Genomic DNA, 19,949 nt, shown 5'->3' on the forward strand with positions numbered 1-19,949 from the left:
CTTTCGGGGCTGTAGTCGGTGCGAAATTCGATTGTGGGTTCGGTGGGAAGCAACTGAACGGCGTCGTAGCCGACGAAGTTCTCTTCGGCCGGCGTCAGGGGGTCTTCGTTGGCGAGTTTGTCGGAAATGCGCTGGTACAGCCGCGTTAGACTTTCGAGGGTTCCGTCTTGGGTAGCTGTTCCCACGTGCAGTTGTAGGATGTTGCGGGGGGCGTGAACGCGGGGAATGGCGATTTCGGGTCGGTTTGGGTCTGCGGTGAAGAAGTCTGGCAGTTGGGAGGCGCTGGTGCGGGCGAAGTAGTCGAGATCGGCGCGATCGACCTGCAAGCTGTCGATGTCGTACAGTTCCGCCGGCCCGAAGACGCCGTAAGGTAGGGAGTACGGCACTACGTCGCGAATCGCTTGCAAGATTCCTTGTTGGTCTACGTAGCGCAGCCAGTAAAAGGACCCGGCGCGATCGCGGCTTCCCGGTATCATTCCCGAGACGACACCCCAGAAAAATTCTCCCTGTTGTTCCAGATTGAGGCGGGTTCGCTGAAAACGAACTACTTGTTGGCGTTGGCGGAAATCGATGTCGTCGAGGGGGGTGAGGACTTCGAGATAGATTTCTTTTTTCCGCATGACCTGGGCGGTCAGTTCCGGCGTCCAGAAGCCGATTTCGGTCAACCCGTCTTCTCGGTAGTGGGCGCCGAGTCGCCGTGCGAACTGTTGCCCTTTCTCGAAATAGGTGGCGTCTGAAGCGTCGATCTCCGCCGCCCACTCGAGCAGTTCTTGGGTCGCCTCTTCTACTAGCTCGATCGAAGGTGGGGACGTTGTCTCGACGTTGACCATAGGATTGCGCTCTCCGGACTATTTTTATTTGTTATACCGCAAAACACTCGCAAATCTGAACTTTGCGTATTTTGTGTGTATAATGTACTAAACAAATACTGTCGGCTAAAAACAGGAAACCGCTAGTCTGACTTGCTTAACACTAAATCAACCTCCGTTTTTAAATTTGGAGAACTTCCCACGATCGATTAAAATGGAAACTCACAAAAATCGCCAGGATTTTTCAGGGAAATCTCGAAAAATATCGGCGCATACCAATCCTTTGGTCGGGGCAAAATCGGCGTTCGTTCGCGTGACTCGGAACGGAGTTCCCTCGAAAACCCCTCGAACGATAGTCTGCCAACAAGCCATGTTAGACTGCACAGCAGAGACGGTGAAAATACTGAAAACAGCGAAAAATCCCGAACGCGACGAGTCTGCATAGGGAGAACGGGTCGATAGAAGGTAAAACATCAATGAATTCCGGGTATTCCCTGATATTAGCCACCGACCTCGACGGAACCTTTCTCGGAGGTTCCGAGAGCGATCGCGCTGAATTTTATCAATATCTCCAACGCCATCGAGATCGCGTTTTATTGATTTTCGTCACCGGACGAGATCTCGGTCTCGTGCAAGAACTCTACGAGGAACCGGAGTTTCCCCGTCCCGACTACATCATCGGCGATGTCGGGACCAGCGTCACCTGCGGTAAAACCTTTGAACCCCTGGCCGAGGTTCAAAACTGGATAAGCGATCGCTGGCAGAAGGCCAACGCTCGCGTCAAAGCCTTACTCGAAGGCGAACCGGGGCTGAGCTTGCAACCGGTCGAACCTGAATATCGCGTCTCTTACTACTACGATCGCGAAACCTTTCGAGACAGTACCTTGGAGAAACTCGAACAGGCGGGATTCGACGCGATTCTCTCCGCCGATCGATTCCTCGACGTGATGCCGAAGGGGGTGGCCAAGGGTCCGACTCTGCTGAGAACTTTACAGTCCCTTGCCGTCGATACCGACAATACGGTCGTCGCCGGGGACACCCTCAACGATCTCTCGCTGTTCGACACGGGACTCAAAGGTATCGCCGTGGGAAACGCCGAACCCAAGCTGATCGATCGCGTGCAGCTAATGCCTCACGTCTATCGCAGCCAGCATCCCGGCGCCGCCGGAATTTGGGACGGTCTCAAGTACCACGGTAAGACTTTGGATTAGGAGAAGGGGAGAGGGGGAGCTTCCGGAGAGGGGGAGATTTCTCGTCATCCCATCACCTCATCATCCTATCCTCTCCAAACTGACCCTTTCACAGCGTTAACACTACCAAACATCCAACATGAAATCATCTCTCGTTATTCTCTATCACCGCGAACCTTACGACGAAGTCGTCGATGAAAACGGGGTGGTGCGCTACCAGGACAAAAAAAGCCCCAACGGTATCGTTCCGACGCTGAAAAGCTTCTTCGATAACGTCAATCAAGGGACGTGGATTGCCTGGAAACAGGTAAACGCCAAACAGCGCAGCAAGTTTGAGGAACGGGTCAACATCGAAGGGAGCAACTACAACGTTCGTCGCATTCCCCTCAGTGCCGACCAAGTCAAACACTTCTACCACATCACCAGTAAAGAAGCTTTTTGGCCGATCCTGCACTCGTTCCCCTATCACTTCACTTACGAGTCGTCGGATTGGGAAAACTTCAAAACCATCAACAAAGCCTTCGCGGAAGCCGCTTGTGCCGAAGCGGCTGACGACGCTCTGATTTGGGTTCACGATTACAACCTGTGGCTGGCGCCGAAATACATTCAGGAACTCAAACCCGACGCTCGCATCGCCTTTTTCCACCACACGCCGTTCCCCTCGGTGGATATTTTTAACATTCTGCCCTGGCGGGAAGCGATCGTGGAAAGTTTGCTCTGCTGCGATATTGTGGGTTTCCATATTCCTCGCTACTCCGAAAACTTCGTCAACGTAGCCCGCAGCCTGTTCGAGGTGGAAGTGGTGAAGAAAGAAGCGGTTCCCGAACATATCACTGAATGCGGGACGGCGTTGGCGGAACCGGAAGTGGTGACGCAACTGCGTTATAAAGACCAATTGGTTAATGTCGATGCCTTCCCGGTGGGCACCAACCCCCAACATATCCTCAACACGCTGCAAAAACCGGAAACCCAGCAGCGCATTCAGGAGATTAAGGAAGAACTGCACGGTCGTACTTTGGCCATCGCCGCTGGACGGGTGGACTACGTGAAGGGAAACCGGGAACTGCTCGAAGGTTACGGTCGCCTGCTGGAACGCCGTCCCGAGTTGCACGGTAAAATCAGCTTGGTGATGACTTGCGTGCAACCGGCCGCCGGAATGCGAGTCTATCGCACCGCACAGCAGCAAATCGAGCATTTGGCTGGGAAGATTAACGGACGCTTCGCCCGGTTGGATTGGATGCCGATTCTGCTGTTTACGCAACCGGTTCCGTTTACGGATTTGATTGCGTATTACAAAGCGGCGGATATTTGCTGGACGACGCCGCTGCGGGACGGGTTGAATTTGGTGGCGAAAGAGTATGTTGTGGCTCACGAAGGGAAAGATGGGGCGTTGATTCTGTCTGAATTCGTGGGGGCGGCGGTGGAAATGCCCGAAGCGATTTTGACGAATCCCTATTCGATCGATCGCATGGACGAGGCGATCGATCGCGCTTTGGATATGTCTGATGAGGAAAAAGCCGATCGCATGGCGAAAATGTACGATACGGTCACGACCTACGATGTGAAGTATTGGGCAGACCGCCTGTTCGAGATTTTCCAACGCATGGAACACGAAACGGTCTCGGATAAGGAACCGGCCGCGGTCTAACGTCTGAGTCGTTCGACGGTTTTCAAGCGTGGGGTGCGACCGATTCGCGCTTCGCGCTTTTTTGTGACTGAGGGAACAGGGAACGGGCAACAGTCGCGGGTTTCAGGAAATTTCGTTATTTCAAGTCCAACCTCCCTGACCCAGGGGGACTAAGGGGGGATGAGGAGGGATGCCAGAAGCCCCTGACAAACGGGCGATGCGCCCGTGAAGTCTCGAAAAGTTCGTTAACTTGAAACAGATACAACAAACTGAAGCTATAGAAGAAGCAATGCGCGATTATCAAACGATCGAACGTCAACCTTACGACCTGATTGTTATCGGTGGCGGTATCAACGGGGCAGGGGTCGCACGAGATGCGGCCTTGCGCGGTTTGAAGACGATTCTTATCGAAAAGAACGATTTCGCCAGCGGAACCTCGAGTTGGTCGACGCGGTTGGTTCACGGCGGACTTCGGTATTTGGAGTATTTTGAGTTTGCGTTGGTGCGGGAATCGCTCCACGAACGGGAACTGTTGTTGAGAACGGCGCCCCATTTGGTGCGACCGTTGATGTTGACGGTTCCGGTGTACGGGAAGCGATCGCGTCCTTATTGGAAAATTTGGGCGGGGATGATTCTATACGACATCTTCAGTTTCGATAAGAGTCTGTTGCCTCACCGGATGCTGCCGAAGGCGAAGTTCCGCCAGCATTTCCGCAGTCTCGACCCGGAAAATCTCAATGGCGGGGCGCAGTATTACGACGCTCAGGCGGCCTATGCCGAACGCCTCTGTTTGGAGAATATCATCGATGCCGATCGCGCCGGGGCGACGGTGTTGAATTATGTGGAGGTGACGGCGTTACATCGAGAGGGCGATCGCATTACTCACCTCTCCTGTGAAGATAAGCTGACGGGAGAAACCTTTGAGGTGTGCGGTCACGAGAAAACGGCCATCGTTAACACCTCCGGTCCCTGGGTGGATGCGGTGTGTCAGCGAGGGACGGAAAACGGCGAGATTCAACCCATCGGCGACCGACGCAAAATCGGCGGAACGAAAGGATCTCACATTATCGTCGATCGCTTCCCCGGTGCGCCGGATTCGGCGCTTTATGTGGAGGCGAAAACGGACGGACGGCCTTTCTTTATCGTGCCGTGGTTGGGACAAGTCCTCATTGGTACGACGGATATTCCTTATGATGGCAATCTCGATCGCATTAAAGCCAACAACGAGGAAATCGACTATCTCCTCACGGAAACCAACAATATTATCCCCAGCGCCCAACTGACGCGGGAAAGCGTCAAATTCACTTATTCTGGCGTGCGTCCGCTGCCTTACACCGATGGGAAGTCCGCCGGAAGCATTACCCGAAAACATATTCTTGTCGATCATGGTAAAGAAGGGGCGAAAAATCTGATTTCCCTCGTCGGGGGCAAACTCACCACCTTCCGCCATGTGGCACAAGAGATGGTAGACGCGGCTTTTGCGAAAATGGGCAAGTCTGCGCCTCCCTGTCCGACGTTAACGCGCCCTTTGCCGGGGGCGGGTTTGCCCAGCGACGAAGTCGTAGCGGAAACGGTGAAAATTTACCGCGATCGCGTTCCGGTTCAAACGATTTACCATCTTTTCGATGCTTACGGCGCTCACACGCCGGAGGTTTTAGCCCGCGTTGACGAACATCCGGAATTGGCGGGTCAGATTACGCCGGAATTGCCGGATATTAAGGCGCAGGTCGTCCATGCTGTCGAGGCGGAGTACGCTCATCATCTCATCGATATTTTGCGCCGCCGAACCACGATTTCGATGCACTGTTGTTATGGGTTGCAGACGCTGCCGACGGTGACGGCGGTGTTGCGACAGTATTGTGGCTGGAGTCAGGAACGGTGCGATCGACAGGTGGCGGAATATCGAGCCTATATGGAAGACAACTGTATTCCCGATTACGCGCTTTCGGGCAGTCGCCGATCGATCGAGGCCGTTTCGGCCTAAGGGCGATCGCTTCTACGACGCAATCTGACTTTCAAACAGCGGTTTCTGATTTATCTGCATCCCCTCAATTCCCCCAACCCCCCGAACTTCGGGGGGCGAAGGGGTGATGGGGCTAAGGGGGGATGTGGTGAAGACTGTTTGAAACCCCGCCGATGGTTAAAAGTTGAGTCAAAGTCGGCTCCTTCTCCGATGTGCCATCGGTTGGGATCGCCTTTTAAGTTTAAACGTTTTAAGTTTAAACGTTTCGTTTGGGGGTTTAGCGGCGGCTGCAAGTTTCGGGAACGCGATCGCTATAGGGAACGCTGGCGTTGCAGGCGGCGACGGACGGCACACTCGCCATCGCCACCAATCTTGGGGAGAGTTGGCCGCCGTGGAGGTGCAACCAACCGCGACGGATGGCGTAGAACAAGCGGGATGCCACCGCCCGATCTTCGTTGTTGGAAATCTGTTTGAGGGCGTCGTTCAGGTCGTCGAGACCGATCGATCCGGTGTTCCAAGCGGAGATAAAGGTATCGTACAAGTTAGAGGTGTAAGGCGAAGTGGCAGACATGGTAGGCTGACGATCGAGACAATGAGTAGGTCGCGTAATCTTTCTCTAACCTAACGGTCGAACGGGCAGCCGACAACGGCAAATCCACAGCCGTATTTATACGGAGTTTCCTTCTGCCAAACAAAAAACCGCGATCGATCTTCATTTCAGACTTCGATCGCGATTGGATTACCATAAATCTCTACAAAAGTCAACCGTATAGTAACGGAATTTTCAAGAAAACATTTCCTCAACTTTCGCAAGTTTTTTTGGAATGTTGCTCGGCGATCGATCGACCCTCAAAACTGGCGTAAAAAGCGTAAATCGCTGGCATAGAGGCGACGAATATCGTCCATTTGGTGCAACACCATGGCGAACCGTTCCACCCCGAGGCCAGCAGCAAATCCCGTATACACCTCGGGATCGTACCCCACCGCTTTCAAAACATTAGGATCGACGGTACCACAGCCGAGGACTTCCAACCAATCCCCTTTCCACTTCACATCCACTTCCGCACTGGGTTCCGTGAAGGGGAAATAACTCGGGCGAAAGCGAATTTCCACATCGCCGAAAATTTGGCGAACGAACTCCCGAACCGTACCTTTCAAATCCGTAAACGTCAGTCCCTTATCAATGGCTAACAGTTCGATTTGATGGAAAACCGCCGAGTGCGTCGAATCCACCGTATCGCGGCGGTACACCCGTCCGGGGGCGACGATGCGAAGCGGGGGATCGTGCTGTTCCATATAGCGGATTTGCACCGAAGACGTATGGGTTCGCAACAAGCGATCGCCCGGAAGATAGAACGTATCCTGCATATCCCGCGCCGGGTGGTCGGCTGGGGTATTGAGGGCTTCAAAATTATAATAATCCGTCTCGATTTCCGGTCCGGTGGCCACCGTATAACCGAGTCCCACGAAAATATCGAGAATGCGATCGATCGTACTGTTGAGGGGATGGCGGCGTCCCTGGGGGCGAACCACAGCCGGCATTGTCACATCGAGGGTTTCCGCTTCCAAGCGCGATCGAATCGCCGCCGCTTGCAAATCGTCCCGTTTGGACTCTAACGACGTTTGCAGCGCGGTTTTGACCTCATTGGCCAGTTTCCCGATGCGGGGTCGATCGCTGGCATCGAGTTTTCCCATTCCGCCGAGAATTTTCGACAGTTGCCCCTTTTTCCCCAGATAACTCACCCGGAGATTTTCGAGACCCTCGAGACTGTCGGCCGCAGCAATGTCCGCCGTCGCTTGTTGCTGAAGTTCGCTCAGTTGCGTTTCCAAATCTGTCGAAGTTACCGTCATGATGCTTCGCTTTAAAACAATCGTTGAAGAGGATGATGAGATGATGAGAGGATGGGATTTGGAGATGATGTGAACTCTCCCTCTCTTCCCATCTCCCCATCTCCCTATCTCAGTTATGCCGCGTTCCGTCGGGAAGGATAGTTCCGTTCAAATTGGCCGCCGTCAAATGAGCGCCCCACAAATCGGCCCCGGTTAAATTGGCGTAACTCAAATCCGCCCCAGTCAAATCCGCCATTTTCAAATCCGCTTGCGTGAGATCGACGCCGCTTAAATTGGCACCGTAAAGATTCGCTCCATCTAGTTTAGTGCCTTTCAACGAGGCTGTGCTGAGGTCGGCTTCGCTCAACGATGCCTTCGTTAAAATCGAAGAATTCAAATTCGCCTTCCGCAAATTTGCCTCGTTGAGAGAAACTTCGGGCAAATTCGTATAACTGAGGTTTGCCCCCTCAAAACAAGCGCGAACCAACTCTACCCCTTGCCAACTGGCACCTCGCAAATCCGCATCGCGTAAATCCGCATCGTGGAGTTTGACACCATCGAGTTTCGCCTGACGCAAATTCGCTTTTCGGAGAATCGTTTCGCACAAATTGGCGTTTTCCAAATTCGTTTCGCGCAAATCCGCCTCAAACAAATCCGCCCCCGCGAAGATAGCGTTGCGACAATCGACGCGGTACAAATCCACATAGCGCATTTCCACGCCGGTTAAATCCGCGCCGTACAAAGACGCCCCTACCAGAGACGCGCCGTTCATGTTGACGCTAGCCAAATCCGCGCGAGTCAAATCTGCCCCGCGCAAGTCCGCATCAGTCAGCGACGCTCCCGACAGGATCGCGTTTTTCAAAGAAATCTGATAGAGGTCGGCTCGACTCAAGCGAATGCGTCGGATATCGACCCCACTAAAATCTCGTTCGCCGGCGGCGTAGCGATGTATCAGTTCGGCCGCGTCCATAGGATGAAAGATCGTAGTTACCGTGAGCAAATTTATATTACAGGGTAATGGGGAGTAGGAGATGCTTCGGTTTTCGACGCTCGAGATTGACTTACCGATTTTCAACCGTCAGTTGGCGATCGATCTCCATCGGTTCGACGGCGTGAAAGTGGTCGTAATCCACGTATCGATCGCCGTTGGGCAAAATGGAAATAATATCGACGAAACGGGCGTTCCAGCGCAAATCGTCGGCGGTGTAGAACTTACTGGCGTGAATGGTCTGAGAGAGGGTTTCGTCTAACCCGGTCATCATCACCACAATTTGGGTGTCCAGTTCCCCTAAAAACGACGGAGATTTACCGTAGAGCGGACTCGATTCGTCGATGGGGTGCATCAGGGTCATCGACAGGGAGAAAAAGGGCGTTTCCGATCGAATCAAATCCAAATCGTGCAACCGTCGCATCACGTGACCTTCCTCCGTAGTTTCCGGCAGTAACACGCTGACGCGAAACTGAGATTCGACGATAAAATTGCCCCGTCGGTTAGCCGCGCGAAACATCAAGGTGGGAACGCCGTGATAGGGACAGATTACGGCCACTTGACTGAACAACACTCGCGCACTGGGTAAGGTAAACCGGGCAAACATCAACCCCGTGGCCATAGCAACCCCGAGTAACCCCACCAACACCTCCACCGCCACCACTAAATGAACGATGAAACTTTGGGGGTACATGGCGCCGTAACCGATGGTGGCCATCGTCTGCACGCTGAAGAAAAAGGCATCGGCAAAGGAACCCGGTTCGGCGTTGGCGATGCCGTTTCCGTCGAGGAGGACGTAAGCGCTGGCAAAGATGAGGTTCACCACCAAATAAACACCAGCCACCAATCCGAGAAAGTTTCCCCACGACAAACTGACCAACCAATGATATAAATCGCTCCAATCGAAGCCGGGAATTCCCGTTTCGATGAGGCGATATTTACCGATTCGACTGACGAGGATACGGGTTTTCCGAGGTTTAGGACGTCTGCGTTTCGGTTGGCGAAAAAGCTTCTTCATAGGGGATGTTCGGAGTCTCGATCGATAGGTCTATTTCCACTCTTCTCAAGTTCTACCGCGTTTTCCCGATCGCGACAGAATTTCGATCCTCGCCTCGCCTCCCCAAAGGGTCGGTTTTTCAAGCCGACACGCAAAAAGGGGAGTTTTCGAGACTCCCCTTTTGGATCGATCGACAATCGATCGTCCCTAACACAATCGATCGTGATGGCGCGGTTTAAACCGTACCGCCCGCCGCTTGCAGCAAAGCCCGCGCCCGTTTGAGGGCTTGCTTGGCTTGAATTTGTTCGACCCGAGCCGCCGAAGCGGACTGTTCGACGCGCTGGAGGGCTTTATCGTAGTTTTCCTGAGCCGTTTGGCGATCGATCCCGTCGCCCCGTTCGGCGCCGTTGACGAGAATCGTCACCAAATCGTTTTCGACCTCAGCAAACCCACCCATCAGGGCGATGGGAACCCATTCCTTGCCCGGGCGAACGCGCATCACGCCCGTATCGAGGGCGCTCAGCAGCGGAGCGTGACCGCTGAGGATACCGAGTTGTCCGGTAGTACTCGGTAAAATCACTTCTTCAGCTTCCGCATCCCAAACCGTTTTATCCGGTGCGATAACGCGAACTTGTAAAGTCATAAATTTATGTTTTTTGGGCGTGTTGACATCCTCACCGCCCTAGAAGGGCGATGATTCCTGCTCTAGAGCAGTTACTGGTTCAGCCACACCACTTACTGACTCAGGTTTCCCTTTATCAGCAGAGGTGGAAGTCTCCCCAGTCGTTCCCTCTTTCGAGGCAGTTTCCCAATGCCCTTGGGTACTGTTCGAGCCTTCCCTCTTACCACACGAATTACCGGGTAAAGTCGCCCGAGAAGGGCGAGGCTTTAAACCCAGATTTTCGGTAAATCGTTGACCGTGACAAAGCAGTACCTCACTCAAACCCCTCTCCCGCAGGTGGAGAGGAGCCGAGCCAGACCGCAGGGAAAATTACTGCGCTTCCGCTTTCAGTTTTTCGGCTTTAGCTTTGGCTTGGTTGATGTCGCCGACCAGGTAGAACGCTTGTTCGGGCAGGTCGTCGAGTTCGCCGTTGAGAATCATCTGGAAGCCTTTGATGGTGTCTTCGAGATTCACGTACTGACCGGGCGCACCCGTGAACACTTCTGCCACGAAGAAGGGCTGAGACAGGAAACGCTCGATCTTCCGAGCGCGAGCCACCGTCAAACGGTCGTCTTCAGACAGTTCGTCGAGACCCAGAATGGCGATGATGTCTTGCAGCTCTTTGTACCGTTGCAGCGTCGCTTGTACGGCGCGAGCGGTGCCGTAGTGTTCTTCGCCGACGATTTCCGGTTGCAGCATCGTCGAAGTGGAAGCCAGGGGATCGACCGCCGGGTAAATTCCTTTGGAAGCCAAGGCACGAGACAACACGGTGGTGGCGTCCAAGTGAGCGAAGGTCGTAGCCGGAGCGGGGTCGGTCAAGTCGTCCGCCGGGACGTAAACTGCTTGAATCGAGGTAATGGAACCTTCGGTGGTGGAGGTAATGCGCTCTTGCAGTTCGCCCATTTCCGTCCCCAGGGTGGGCTGGTATCCCACCGCAGAAGGCATCCGACCCAGCAGTGCCGACACTTCGGAACCGGCTTGTACGAAGCGGAAGATGTTGTCGATAAACAGCAATACGTCCTGTTTGGAAACGTCGCGGAAGTATTCAGCCATCGTCAGAGCCGACAGACCGACACGCATCCGCGCACCGGGGGGTTCGTTCATCTGACCGTAGACGAGGGCAACTTTGGAGTTTTCCAGGTTCTCTTCGTCGATGACCCCGGACTCCATCATTTCGTTGTAAAGGTCGTTCCCTTCGCGGGTGCGTTCGCCCACACCGCCGAACACCGATACACCACCGTGAGCTTTGGCGATGTTGTTGATCAGTTCCATGATGATGACGGTTTTACCTACGCCAGCACCGCCGAACAGACCCACTTTTCCGCCGCGACGGTAGGGAGCCAGCAGGTCGACCACTTTAATCCCCGTTTCCTGAATGGAGGGTTTGGTCTCCAGTTCGGTCAGTTTGGGGGCTTCGCGGTGGATGGGAGAGGTGTCTTGGGTGGGAACGTCGCCTTTTCGGTCGACGGGTTCGCCGAGGACGTTGAAGATGCGGCCCAAGGTGGCTTTCCCGACGGGAACGCTGATTGCAGCTCCGGTATCGACGACTTCCATACCGCGAACTAAGCCGTCCGTGGAACTCATCGCCACGGCGCGAACTTGGTTGTCGCCGAGAAGTTGTTGGACTTCGCAGGTCAGAGAAATCTCTTTACCTGCTTCGTTGGTTCCTTCGATTTTCAGGGCGTTGTAAATCTCCGGCAATTGACCGCTCGGGAACTTGGCGTCCACAACGGGGCCGATGATTTGAGTAATGTAGCCAGTATTGGTTTTTTCTGCCGTGGTGACCATGCTTGTATATGTGATTCGTCTGTCAAGAAGGGGGTGGCAGTATTACAGACTGTTAAAATATGCCATCTTAAAGACTACCACCTTTGTGGCGACCAGTCGTCCGTTATGCTTTATCCAGTGGGAAGTTTATCAGACTGTGCGAACCTTCGGGAGAACTTTTGACGAGAGATTCGGCGATATTCCTGTGGAAATGCGATCGATTCGATCGTCCGGTTCGCAGGAGGAGGACAAGAATTATGAGTCAACCGACAAGACTGCGCCAGTTAACGGTTCGATCGGTTACGCCTGAGAACTTTCAACCCTACGGTCAAGCGATTTTTACCAGGGAGGACGGGAAACCGTTCGACGAGACGGACGCCCGACTCGAGCTGAGTCAGGGAACGCCTCGATTTTATTTGATGCGGTTGCGCGATCGCGGCCGTCGTTTCGATCGCATTACCCGCCACGTTCGCTGTACGCAATGTTTGGGGGCGTTGGGGGGAAAATCTTGGCTGATTGCTGTGGCGCCGCCGAGTGCCGAGTCTCGACCGGATATCGATCGATTGGCGGCGTTTCTCGTGCCGGGAAATTGTTTTCTTAAACTCGAGATGGGAACTTGGCACGCCGGCCCCTATTTCGAGGCGGAGAGGATGGATTTCTACAATCTCGAACTCAGCGATACGAACCTTACCGACCACTTTACCCACAATTTTCGCGATCGGGAGGGGTTGGAATTCGAGATCCTTTTGCCCTAGTGTGGGTTGATTTGTCGTGAATTTGTCGTGAATTAACGAGGTGAATTCACAGTGAAATCCGTCGTTTCCGCGTCGTGGCGTTTTTCGCGGGACGGAGATCGATGGCGGCGGTTGCCCCTTCCGGTAACGAGGGAGACGATCGATCGACCACCGCCGTCAGGGTTTCCAACGCCGCTTCTCGTACTACGGGATCGAGTTCTCGCGCCAACAACACCCGACAACATTCACCAATGGTGCGACATTCTGCCCCATCGAGGATTCCGTTCCTCACCCAGCGTTCGAGTTTTCGCAACCCTACCAGTTGTTTCAGGGGGTCGCTTTCCGTCAATCGATCGAGCGTGGCGTTGAGGTTCACCCCTTCTCGTCCTGAGACGCGACTGAGGGTCTGCCACGCCAACAGCAGTAAAATTCCTAACGTGGCGAATCCTTGCAAAATCGAACCGCCCGCCATCCAGCGATTTTCCGCCGTCGCCCAAATTTCAGCAGCCATGTAGCTGGACACCGTCGCCAGTCCCCCACCCACAACCGCCACGGTTACCGGACGGTTCAAGTCGGACAGCCAACGGCGCAGGTCTGCCCAGCGCAGCTTCCAAGAGGACTGAGACAGCAGGTAAGCCCCCACCGTCACGGACATTCCGATTCCCGTGGCCAGGAAAAGTTTCCAGTTCCACAGCAACATCGTCGCGCCGAGAACGGCAGCTAACGCCCAACCGCCCCATTCTCGCAGGCGGTTCGGGGATTGGCGACGAGACGCGCGGCGCGGCGGTGGCGGTTGCACGAACGCTCGCACGCTGTCTAGAAGTTGTCGTGAATAGGAGGTTCGAGCCACGGGACTGTCTTCGGGAAAATCGAACGGGGTACAAGGGCCTAATGTACCATTTTTTCGGCGTTTTGGCGCTCTGCCGCACGGTGAAAGTCCCGCTCTATTGGGGAAAGTCCGACCCCTCGAACTGGCGATCGATCTTGAGGTCTGCCTTGGGAAACGCGAAGGGGGAAATCGCATCCTGGGTTGGCGTGGCGGTCGATCGATACTTGACTGGGCCATCGCCCAAGGACCCAATCCTCGGCAATTCCCGCCAGATCCCGCCAGATCCCCGGCATCTCGAAGATGCCGGGGATCTCAGAGATTGCTTTAGCAATTAACGGCGGGAGTATGTCAAAAAGTGTTACGGTGCGGGATTGGGATATTTCAAATGTACCGCCTCGATTTCAGCTAACATTTCCGGCGTTAACGCCACGTTGACGCTATCGAGGTTTTCCTGCAATTGTTCGAGGGTTGTCGCCCCAATAATCGTACTGGCGACGAAGCTGCGAGAACGAACGAAGGCTAACGCCAGTTGCGTCGGCGACAGTCCGAATTTCTTGGCTAACGCCACGTATTCCCGAATTGCGGGTTCGACGTTGGGTTTGCTGTAGCGGCTACCAAAGCCGGGAAACAACGCCACGCGAGAGTTTTCTTTGGCTCCCTCGAGGTGTTTTCCGGTGAGGAAGCCGAAGGCGAGGGGGCTGTACGCCAACAGGGGTACGTTTTCCCGATAGCTGGTTTCGGCGAGGGCGGTTTCAAATTCCCGGTTGAGGAGGCTGTAGGCGTTTTGGATGGAGACGACGCGGGGAAGTCCCAGGCTGTCGGCGAGGTGGCAAAACTGACAGACGCCCCAGGGGGTTTCGTTACTTAAGCCTAAATACCGGATTTTTCCGGCGTCTACCAGGTCTTTGAAGACTTGTAATTGTTCGAGGATGGGGACGGTTTCGCGATCGCTTTTTGGGTCGAAGGCAGGTGCGCCAAAGAGGGGAACGTAGCGATCGGGCCAGTGGATTTGATAGAGATCGATGTAATCGGTTTGGAGGCGTTTGAGGCTGTCGTCGATCGCTTTTTCGATGTTGGGGCGATCGAGTTTTCTATCTTTTCCCCGAATCCAGGGCATTCGCGAAGTGGGACCCGCGACTTTCGTGGCAACCACGAGTTTGTCTCGCTGTTGTTTGGTTAACCAAGTCCCGATATATTCGCTGGTTCTGCCTTGGGTTTCTGCACGACCGGGAACGGGATACATTTCGGCGGTATCGATGAAGTTGACACCGCGATCGATCGCCATGTCTAGTTGTTGGTGGGCGTCTTCGATGGTGTTCTGCTGCCCGTAGGTCATGGTTCCCAGACAGATTTCGGATACTTTGAGATCGCTGTTTCCGAGAGAATTCAATTTCATGGATTTTAGGGGATAATCACCACAGAGACACAGAGAACACAGAGGGGTTGGAATGTTTGTGATTCTGTTATAAGGAGCTAACAAAAACTACTTTCTTGGAGGTATTTTAAGTCAATAAAAGTAGTTTTTTTATATCAAGAAAAAGATAGTTTTTCTAGCCATTTCCATTGTTTCATTTGCGATAAGCTGTCGCGACAAATGAGTTTGGCTTGCAGGGGCGTAATGGTGATGTAATGGTTGGCGACGGCGGTGACATCAATGGGAACTGTGTTTTCGCCTTTTTCGTCGTCCACTTCTTCTAATACTTCCCCGGCTAACCAATAGTAGGTTTTTCCTCGGGGATCGATGCGTTTTTGAAAAACATCGGTATAGCGACGAACCCCTTGTCTGGCCAGGGTGACGCCTGCGATGCGATCGATCGACACCGCCGGAACGTTCACGTTTAACAACATCGGCGTTTTGGGAGGTCGATCGCCCCACTGTTTCACGAACGATCGCGCGAACTCCACCGCCGGACCGAATTCCTGAGACGTAAAACTGGTGAGGCTGAACGCCACGCTGGGAATTCCTTCGATATAGCCTTCCATCGCCGCCGAAACCGTCCCCGAATAGAGAATATCGGTTCCGGTGTTCGCGCCGTGGTTGATTCCCGCCAACACGAAATCGGGAAAACTGTCTAACAACGCGCCCAAAGCGAGTTTAATGCAATCCGACGGCGTTCCCGAACAAGACCACGCCTGAACCGCCGGATGAAACATGGCTTGTACGGGTTCGGCGCGAATCGGTTGGTGCATCGTAAGGCTGTGACCCGTTGCCGATCGCTCGCGATCGGGGCAAACTACAGTGACGTCGTGTCCGTCTTCGGCTAGGGCGTTGGCCAAACTCCGCACGCCTTTCGCAAAAATGCCGTCGTCGTTACCGATGAGGAGTTTCATATAAATGGGAAAGTCAACGAGAAGCGAATAAAAAGCCAATCAGAAGGGAATCAGGAGTCTATCAAAGCCGTTGGTATCGCATCCCCGGCAGGTTCGACACCAAGTCCAACAATTCTAGCTGAGATAAGGAACTCAAGACGATGCTGGCGTCGAGTCCCGATTGTTCGACGATAACATCGAGGGCGGTGGGTTCGCCGGAAATCGCCGCCAACACGCGATCGAGATTCGGCGGTAACTTGGGTTTGGGTTTGGCGACAGGAACCGGGGCGGGAATCGGTTCGGGAACCTTTGGCGGCGCCACCGTCACGTCCATCTGGGGCATATTTCCCAACATTTCTAGTAAATGTCGTTCGTCGAGAACCAAGTTCGCCCCCCGCGAGAGCAACCCCAGACATCCCCGGGAGTTGGCGTTGTCGAGGGAACCGGGAACGGCGTAAACGTCGCGGCAGAAATCGTTGGCGACGTAGGCGGTGATGAGCGCCCCGGATTTGTGGGGGGCTTCGGTGACGAGGGTGGCGCGACTCAATCCGGCGATGATGCGGTTGCGTTGGGGAAAATGTTGGCGATCGGGTTGGGTTCCGGCGGGATATTCGCTGACGGCTAACCCGGATTGCAAAACTCGTTGGTAGAGCGATCGATTTTGATGGGGATAGACGACATCGACGCCAGTTCCGAATACGGCGATGGTGCGTCCGCCTGCGTCGAGACAGGCGGTGTGGGCTTCGGAATCGATTCCGGCGGCGAGTCCCGAGACGACGGTAAATCCCCGTTGGGTGAGGGCGCGACTCAAACGGCGCGTCCAGCGTCTTCCGTAGTCGGTGGGGTGGCGGGTTCCGACGATGGCCACGGTGGGGGTTACGCCCCGGTTTTCGTTAGCGTCGGGAACGCCGCGATAGTAGAGAATCGGCGGCGGGTTGGGGATTTCTTTGAGTAAGCGGGGGTAGTCGCCATCGCGAAGCGTCCAAAAGTGGGGGTTTTGTTCGAGGTGTTTCTCGAAGAGGGAGGCGGGATCGAGTTTCGATCGCGATTCGACGATATCGGCGACTTTTTGTTTCCCCAAACCTTCGATGCTGTAGAGTTCCCCGGCTGGGGCGTGCCAAGCGGCTTCGAGGGAACCGAAGCGATCGTCGAGGCGGCGCAGTAAAATCGAACCGACGCCCCGCACTTGCACCCAAGCTACCCAATACGCGCGTTCGTCCATTAACCTTCGGAGGCGGGTTTTTGACGGAGTTGGCGCAAATGCTCGAATACGCTTTTGTCGCCGATGTCTGAGGGGATGGATTGGGGAATTTTACGGGCGGCGAACAGGAGAAACAGCACCGCCCAGGTTCCGAGTAAGACGGGTTCGGCGTCTTGGGGAAGCCATCCGCTGAGATGTCCCAGCAATAGCAGGGGAACCAGCGGCGTGAGGAATTTCGTCTCGAAGCGATCGAAACAGAAGGCTTCTTTAATGAAAATTCCGGTTAAGGCGGCGAAGGTAAATCCGATTCCCCACAGGCTGCTGGGGTAGTCGTACACGGCGAGGGCGAGGGGATGTTCGCTTTGCAAAATCAGATCGATCGTCGAGGCGAACCCTACTAACCAAAACGCCTGCAACAGGCGATGTAACGCTGCCATATAAATATGAATCGTCAGCAGGCTGACGCCGAGTGCGATACAGAAGACGAGATACAGCGGCGTCAGGGCTTCGATCGAGAGGGGAATTTTATCTTGCCAGAATACGAAACCGGTTCCGGCGGCGAAACAGAGGGCGGCGACGAGCAATCCGGCGCGATAAATGCGGACTTCCCAGCGATCGCGATCGGTAATTTCGTAGGTTCCAAACTGTCCGAAATAGATTTGCGGTTCTAAGTTGGCGTCGTTCATAGTGAGGGTGAGAACGTCTCGGGCTGAAAATCTCGACTTATAGAGATTTTAAGTTAATTGAGAAAAGTTCACAAAATTCGGCGCTCGGCGTCCGTTCAACCGTTCGTCTTCGCCGTCAAAAAGTCTTCTTCGATTTGAGAACTGGCGCGAATCGACTGACGCAGCCACGCCAGTTGTAAATCGAGTTTTTCGCCATCGCTCAGTTGCCAGTTTTCGGTTTCGCCGCGCAGTCGTTTCGTCAGTTCGTACAACGACAGCGCCGCACTGACGGAAATGTTGAAACTTTCGCTAAATCCGTACATGGGGATTTTCGCCCGAATATCGGCGCGACTGCAAGCGTAATCCGACAAGCCGCGCAGTTCTGAACCGAACAAAATCGCGGTTTTTTGGGTGACGGGAACGCGATCGATCGTCGTATCGGGATTGTGGGGGGTGGTGGCGACGATCGTATAGCCGTTTTCTTTGAGGCGATCGAGACAGGTGGCGGTATTGTTGGCGTTGGTATCGTCGTAGCGATGCAGCGTCAACCAGCGATCAGCGCCCATACTGACTTGACGATTGGGATCGAATTCGGTGTCTCGTTCCACGATATGCACGTCTTGAACGCCGAAACCGTCGCAACTGCGTAAGACTGCACTGGCGTTATGGGGTTTGTGAATTCCCTCGAGAACCACGGTAAGCTGTCGCGTGCGTTGGTTTAGCACGTTTTGCATTTTCTGCCAGCGGGCATCGGTGACGAACTGACTGAGATGGGAAACGAGGTCTTTTTTGAGGGAGAACTCCATTCAAATATCGGCTTAATGTACGGTTTTATTATAGTCAATATTGAGTCGCAAGATACTTTTTCGGTTTTTTGTTTCTTTAGGGGCGATCGTGTCAAGTTGTTCGTTTTGTCGCCTCGATCGAATTTTATTCCCTCAATTATTCTATCCAGATTCCTGGCATATCCAAGATGGTAGGAATCTTATTTGCTATTTTGCGAATATATTTTTTGCTAAGCTAGAAATTTTGATATTTAAATCAATATGTTTGATACATAAAATTGTTGACTTTTTAATTTCCATAAAGCCATATTTCATTTGTTTAAATGTAGTTAAAACAAATGAAATATTATTCGCTGATTTTATGTTAAAATAAAACCCTAAATATCGCGGCGCGGCAAAAAACTTAAAAAATTAACCATTTTTTGCTATTTAAAAATGCAATCCAAATTGACTATAATAAAAAGTAGAAAACGCTTTTTATTTAAAACCTTGAAAACGCCAAACGCCAAACGCCAATTACGACCAACCCTGGAAAGAAGCCATAGAAGACTATCTCGAGTCTTTCTTAGAATTTTTCTTTCCTCAAGTTCACGTCCTGATAGACTGGACGAGAGACTATCAATCCTTAGACAAAGAACTGCAACAAATCAGCCCCAGCGCCAACAGTGGCGAACGAGAAGGAGACAAACTCTTTCAAGTTTGGCAGCGCAACGGCGAAGACGCCTATATCTTGATTCATATCGAAGTCCAGAGTCAAGAAGACATCGAGTTTAGCGAGCGAATGTATATCTACCACTATCGCTCCTTCGACCTTCACAAAAAAGTCATCAGTCTAGCAATTTTAGGGGACGATCGACCGTCTTGGCGTCCCCAAACCTACCGTTACGAACTCGGAGGCTGTTCCGTTTGTTTTGAATTCCCCACCGCCAAACTGCTCGACTACGAGCCTCAGTGGGACGCACTCGAACGGGAATCGAATCCTTTCGCGTTACTGGTGATGGCGCATCTGAAAACTAAAGCCACCAACAACAAGGCGCAGGAACGAGAAACCTGGAAATGGCATTTGGTTCAACTTCTCTACGAGCGAGGCTATACTGAAAAAGACATCATCAAGTTCTTTCGGTTGCTAGACTGGATGATGACGCTTCCTCAAGCCTTGCAAGACAGTTTTGATACCAAACTCCGCAATTATCAGGAGGAACGAAAAATGCCGATTTTGAGTAATATCGAGCTTCGCGCGATCGAACGGGGGCGTGAAGAAGGACGCCAGGAAGGACGCCAGGAAGGACGCCAGGAAGGACGCCAGGAAGGACGCCAGGAAGGTCTTCAAGAGGGGATTTTGGAGTCCATTCTAGATGTACTGACTGCACGGTTCGAGCGCGTCCCTACTGAATTGGTCGATCGCATCCATCAGATCGCGGATGTCACCCAACTCAAACAACTTCACAGACAGGCGATTTCCATTGAATCTCTGACGGCGTTCGAGCAACTTTTAGATAACAACTAACTTCACCCAAAACCAGGTTTCTTCATCTTCAAGAAACCCGGTTTCTCGAAATTTGACGCAAAACCAAAAAATTCGCCTTCTCAAAA

At 53.3% G+C, this 19,949-nt stretch carries 19 protein-coding genes; 5 read left to right on the top strand and 14 right to left on the bottom strand.

The annotated features are described in order from the left end of the window. Positions 1 to 830: glucosylglycerol hydrolase (gene gghA / locus ACP5D4_RS12960; protein WP_428012042.1), on the bottom strand; the 830-nt coding region annotated here is incomplete at its 3' end. A 455-nt stretch (positions 831 to 1,285) separates the two neighbouring features. Between gghA and ACP5D4_RS12965 the strand changes: the two genes are divergently transcribed. The 3 genes from ACP5D4_RS12965 (at position 1,286) to glpD (ending at position 5,610) form a co-directional block, all read left to right on the top strand. Beyond that, positions 1,286 to 2,020 carry an HAD-IIB family hydrolase gene (locus ACP5D4_RS12965; RefSeq protein ID WP_428012043.1) on the top strand — a complete coding sequence of 245 codons (735 nt, stop codon included), beginning with the start codon at positions 1,286 to 1,288 and terminating at the stop codon, positions 2,018 to 2,020. 118 nt (positions 2,021 to 2,138) lie between these two features. Beyond that, positions 2,139 to 3,647, top strand: coding sequence for a glucosylglycerol-phosphate synthase (gene ggpS, locus ACP5D4_RS12970; protein ID WP_428012044.1), 1,509 nt, complete (start codon positions 2,139 to 2,141; stop codon positions 3,645 to 3,647). Between the two features lie 268 nt (positions 3,648 to 3,915). After that, positions 3,916 to 5,610 carry a glycerol-3-phosphate dehydrogenase gene (gene glpD, locus ACP5D4_RS12975; protein WP_428012045.1) on the top strand — a complete coding sequence of 565 codons (1,695 nt, stop codon included), beginning with the start codon at positions 3,916 to 3,918 and terminating at the stop codon, positions 5,608 to 5,610. Positions 5,611 to 5,866: 256 nt separating this feature from the next. Here the strand turns inward: glpD and ACP5D4_RS12980 are convergent, their stop codons facing one another. The 6 genes from ACP5D4_RS12980 to atpD form a co-directional block, all read right to left on the bottom strand. After that, entirely contained in the window at positions 5,867 to 6,160 is a 294-nt protein-coding gene (locus ACP5D4_RS12980) for a hypothetical protein (protein WP_428012046.1), read from the bottom strand. Between the two features lie 278 nt (positions 6,161 to 6,438). Beyond that, complete coding sequence (gene pheS, locus ACP5D4_RS12985; RefSeq protein WP_428012047.1) at positions 6,439 to 7,440, bottom strand: phenylalanine--tRNA ligase subunit alpha; 1,002 nt, start codon at positions 7,438 to 7,440, stop codon at positions 6,439 to 6,441. Positions 7,441 to 7,549: 109 nt separating this feature from the next. Next, positions 7,550 to 8,389, bottom strand: coding sequence for a pentapeptide repeat-containing protein (locus tag ACP5D4_RS12990; RefSeq protein ID WP_428012048.1), 840 nt, complete (start codon positions 8,387 to 8,389; stop codon positions 7,550 to 7,552). Positions 8,390 to 8,480: 91 nt separating this feature from the next. After that, complete coding sequence (locus ACP5D4_RS12995) at positions 8,481 to 9,425, bottom strand: ion channel (RefSeq protein WP_428012049.1); 945 nt, start codon at positions 9,423 to 9,425, stop codon at positions 8,481 to 8,483. 214 nt (positions 9,426 to 9,639) lie between these two features. Further along, positions 9,640 to 10,047: an ATP synthase F1 subunit epsilon gene (atpC, locus tag ACP5D4_RS13000; RefSeq protein ID WP_428012050.1), complete on the bottom strand. Its 408-nt coding sequence runs from the start codon at positions 10,045 to 10,047 to the stop codon at positions 9,640 to 9,642. A gap of 348 nt (positions 10,048 to 10,395) precedes the next feature. Further along, positions 10,396 to 11,853: a F0F1 ATP synthase subunit beta gene (atpD, locus tag ACP5D4_RS13005; RefSeq protein WP_428012051.1), complete on the bottom strand. Its 1,458-nt coding sequence runs from the start codon at positions 11,851 to 11,853 to the stop codon at positions 10,396 to 10,398. Positions 11,854 to 12,089: 236 nt separating this feature from the next. On the opposite strand from atpD, the gene ACP5D4_RS13010 reads away from it, so the two are divergent. Continuing rightward, a complete protein-coding gene (locus ACP5D4_RS13010) occupies positions 12,090 to 12,587 on the top strand; it encodes an ureidoglycolate lyase (RefSeq protein ID WP_428012052.1) in 498 nt (165 codons plus the stop codon). A gap of 46 nt (positions 12,588 to 12,633) precedes the next feature. On the opposite strand, the gene ACP5D4_RS13015 is transcribed toward ACP5D4_RS13010, so the two are convergent. The 7 genes from ACP5D4_RS13015 to ACP5D4_RS13045 all read right to left on the bottom strand — a co-directional run bounded on the left by ACP5D4_RS13015 (position 12,634) and on the right by ACP5D4_RS13045 (position 18,377). Beyond that, positions 12,634 to 13,416 carry a hypothetical protein gene (locus ACP5D4_RS13015; RefSeq protein WP_428012053.1) on the bottom strand — a complete coding sequence of 261 codons (783 nt, stop codon included), beginning with the start codon at positions 13,414 to 13,416 and terminating at the stop codon, positions 12,634 to 12,636. A 94-nt stretch (positions 13,417 to 13,510) separates the two neighbouring features. After that, entirely contained in the window at positions 13,511 to 13,639 is a 129-nt protein-coding gene (locus tag ACP5D4_RS13020; RefSeq protein ID WP_428012054.1) for a hypothetical protein, read from the bottom strand. 114 nt (positions 13,640 to 13,753) lie between these two features. Next, complete coding sequence (locus ACP5D4_RS13025; protein WP_428012055.1) at positions 13,754 to 14,791, bottom strand: NADP(H)-dependent aldo-keto reductase; 1,038 nt, start codon at positions 14,789 to 14,791, stop codon at positions 13,754 to 13,756. 134 nt (positions 14,792 to 14,925) lie between these two features. Then, positions 14,926 to 15,726, bottom strand: a complete 801-nt coding sequence (gene surE, locus ACP5D4_RS13030) for a 5'/3'-nucleotidase SurE (RefSeq protein ID WP_428012056.1) — start codon at positions 15,724 to 15,726, stop codon at positions 14,926 to 14,928. A 61-nt stretch (positions 15,727 to 15,787) separates the two neighbouring features. Beyond that, entirely contained in the window at positions 15,788 to 16,927 is a 1,140-nt protein-coding gene (dprA, locus tag ACP5D4_RS13035) for a DNA-processing protein DprA (RefSeq protein WP_428012057.1), read from the bottom strand. Further along, a complete protein-coding gene (locus tag ACP5D4_RS13040; RefSeq protein WP_428012058.1) occupies positions 16,927 to 17,592 on the bottom strand; it encodes a DUF2301 domain-containing membrane protein in 666 nt (221 codons plus the stop codon). The genes dprA and ACP5D4_RS13040 overlap by 1 nt, the downstream gene beginning before the upstream one ends. Positions 17,593 to 17,687: 95 nt before the next feature. Beyond that, complete coding sequence (locus ACP5D4_RS13045) at positions 17,688 to 18,377, bottom strand: TrmH family RNA methyltransferase (RefSeq protein WP_428012059.1); 690 nt, start codon at positions 18,375 to 18,377, stop codon at positions 17,688 to 17,690. Positions 18,378 to 19,086: 709 nt separating this feature from the next. On the opposite strand from ACP5D4_RS13045, the gene ACP5D4_RS13050 reads away from it, so the two are divergent. After that, entirely contained in the window at positions 19,087 to 19,863 is a 777-nt protein-coding gene (locus ACP5D4_RS13050; RefSeq protein ID WP_428012060.1) for a transposase, read from the top strand. The last annotated feature ends 86 nt before the right edge of the window (positions 19,864 to 19,949 follow it).

It is taken from the genome of Baaleninema sp. (assembly GCF_049974805.1).
Taxonomy (GTDB): Bacteria; Cyanobacteriota; Cyanobacteriia; order Cyanobacteriales; family Geitlerinemataceae; genus Baaleninema.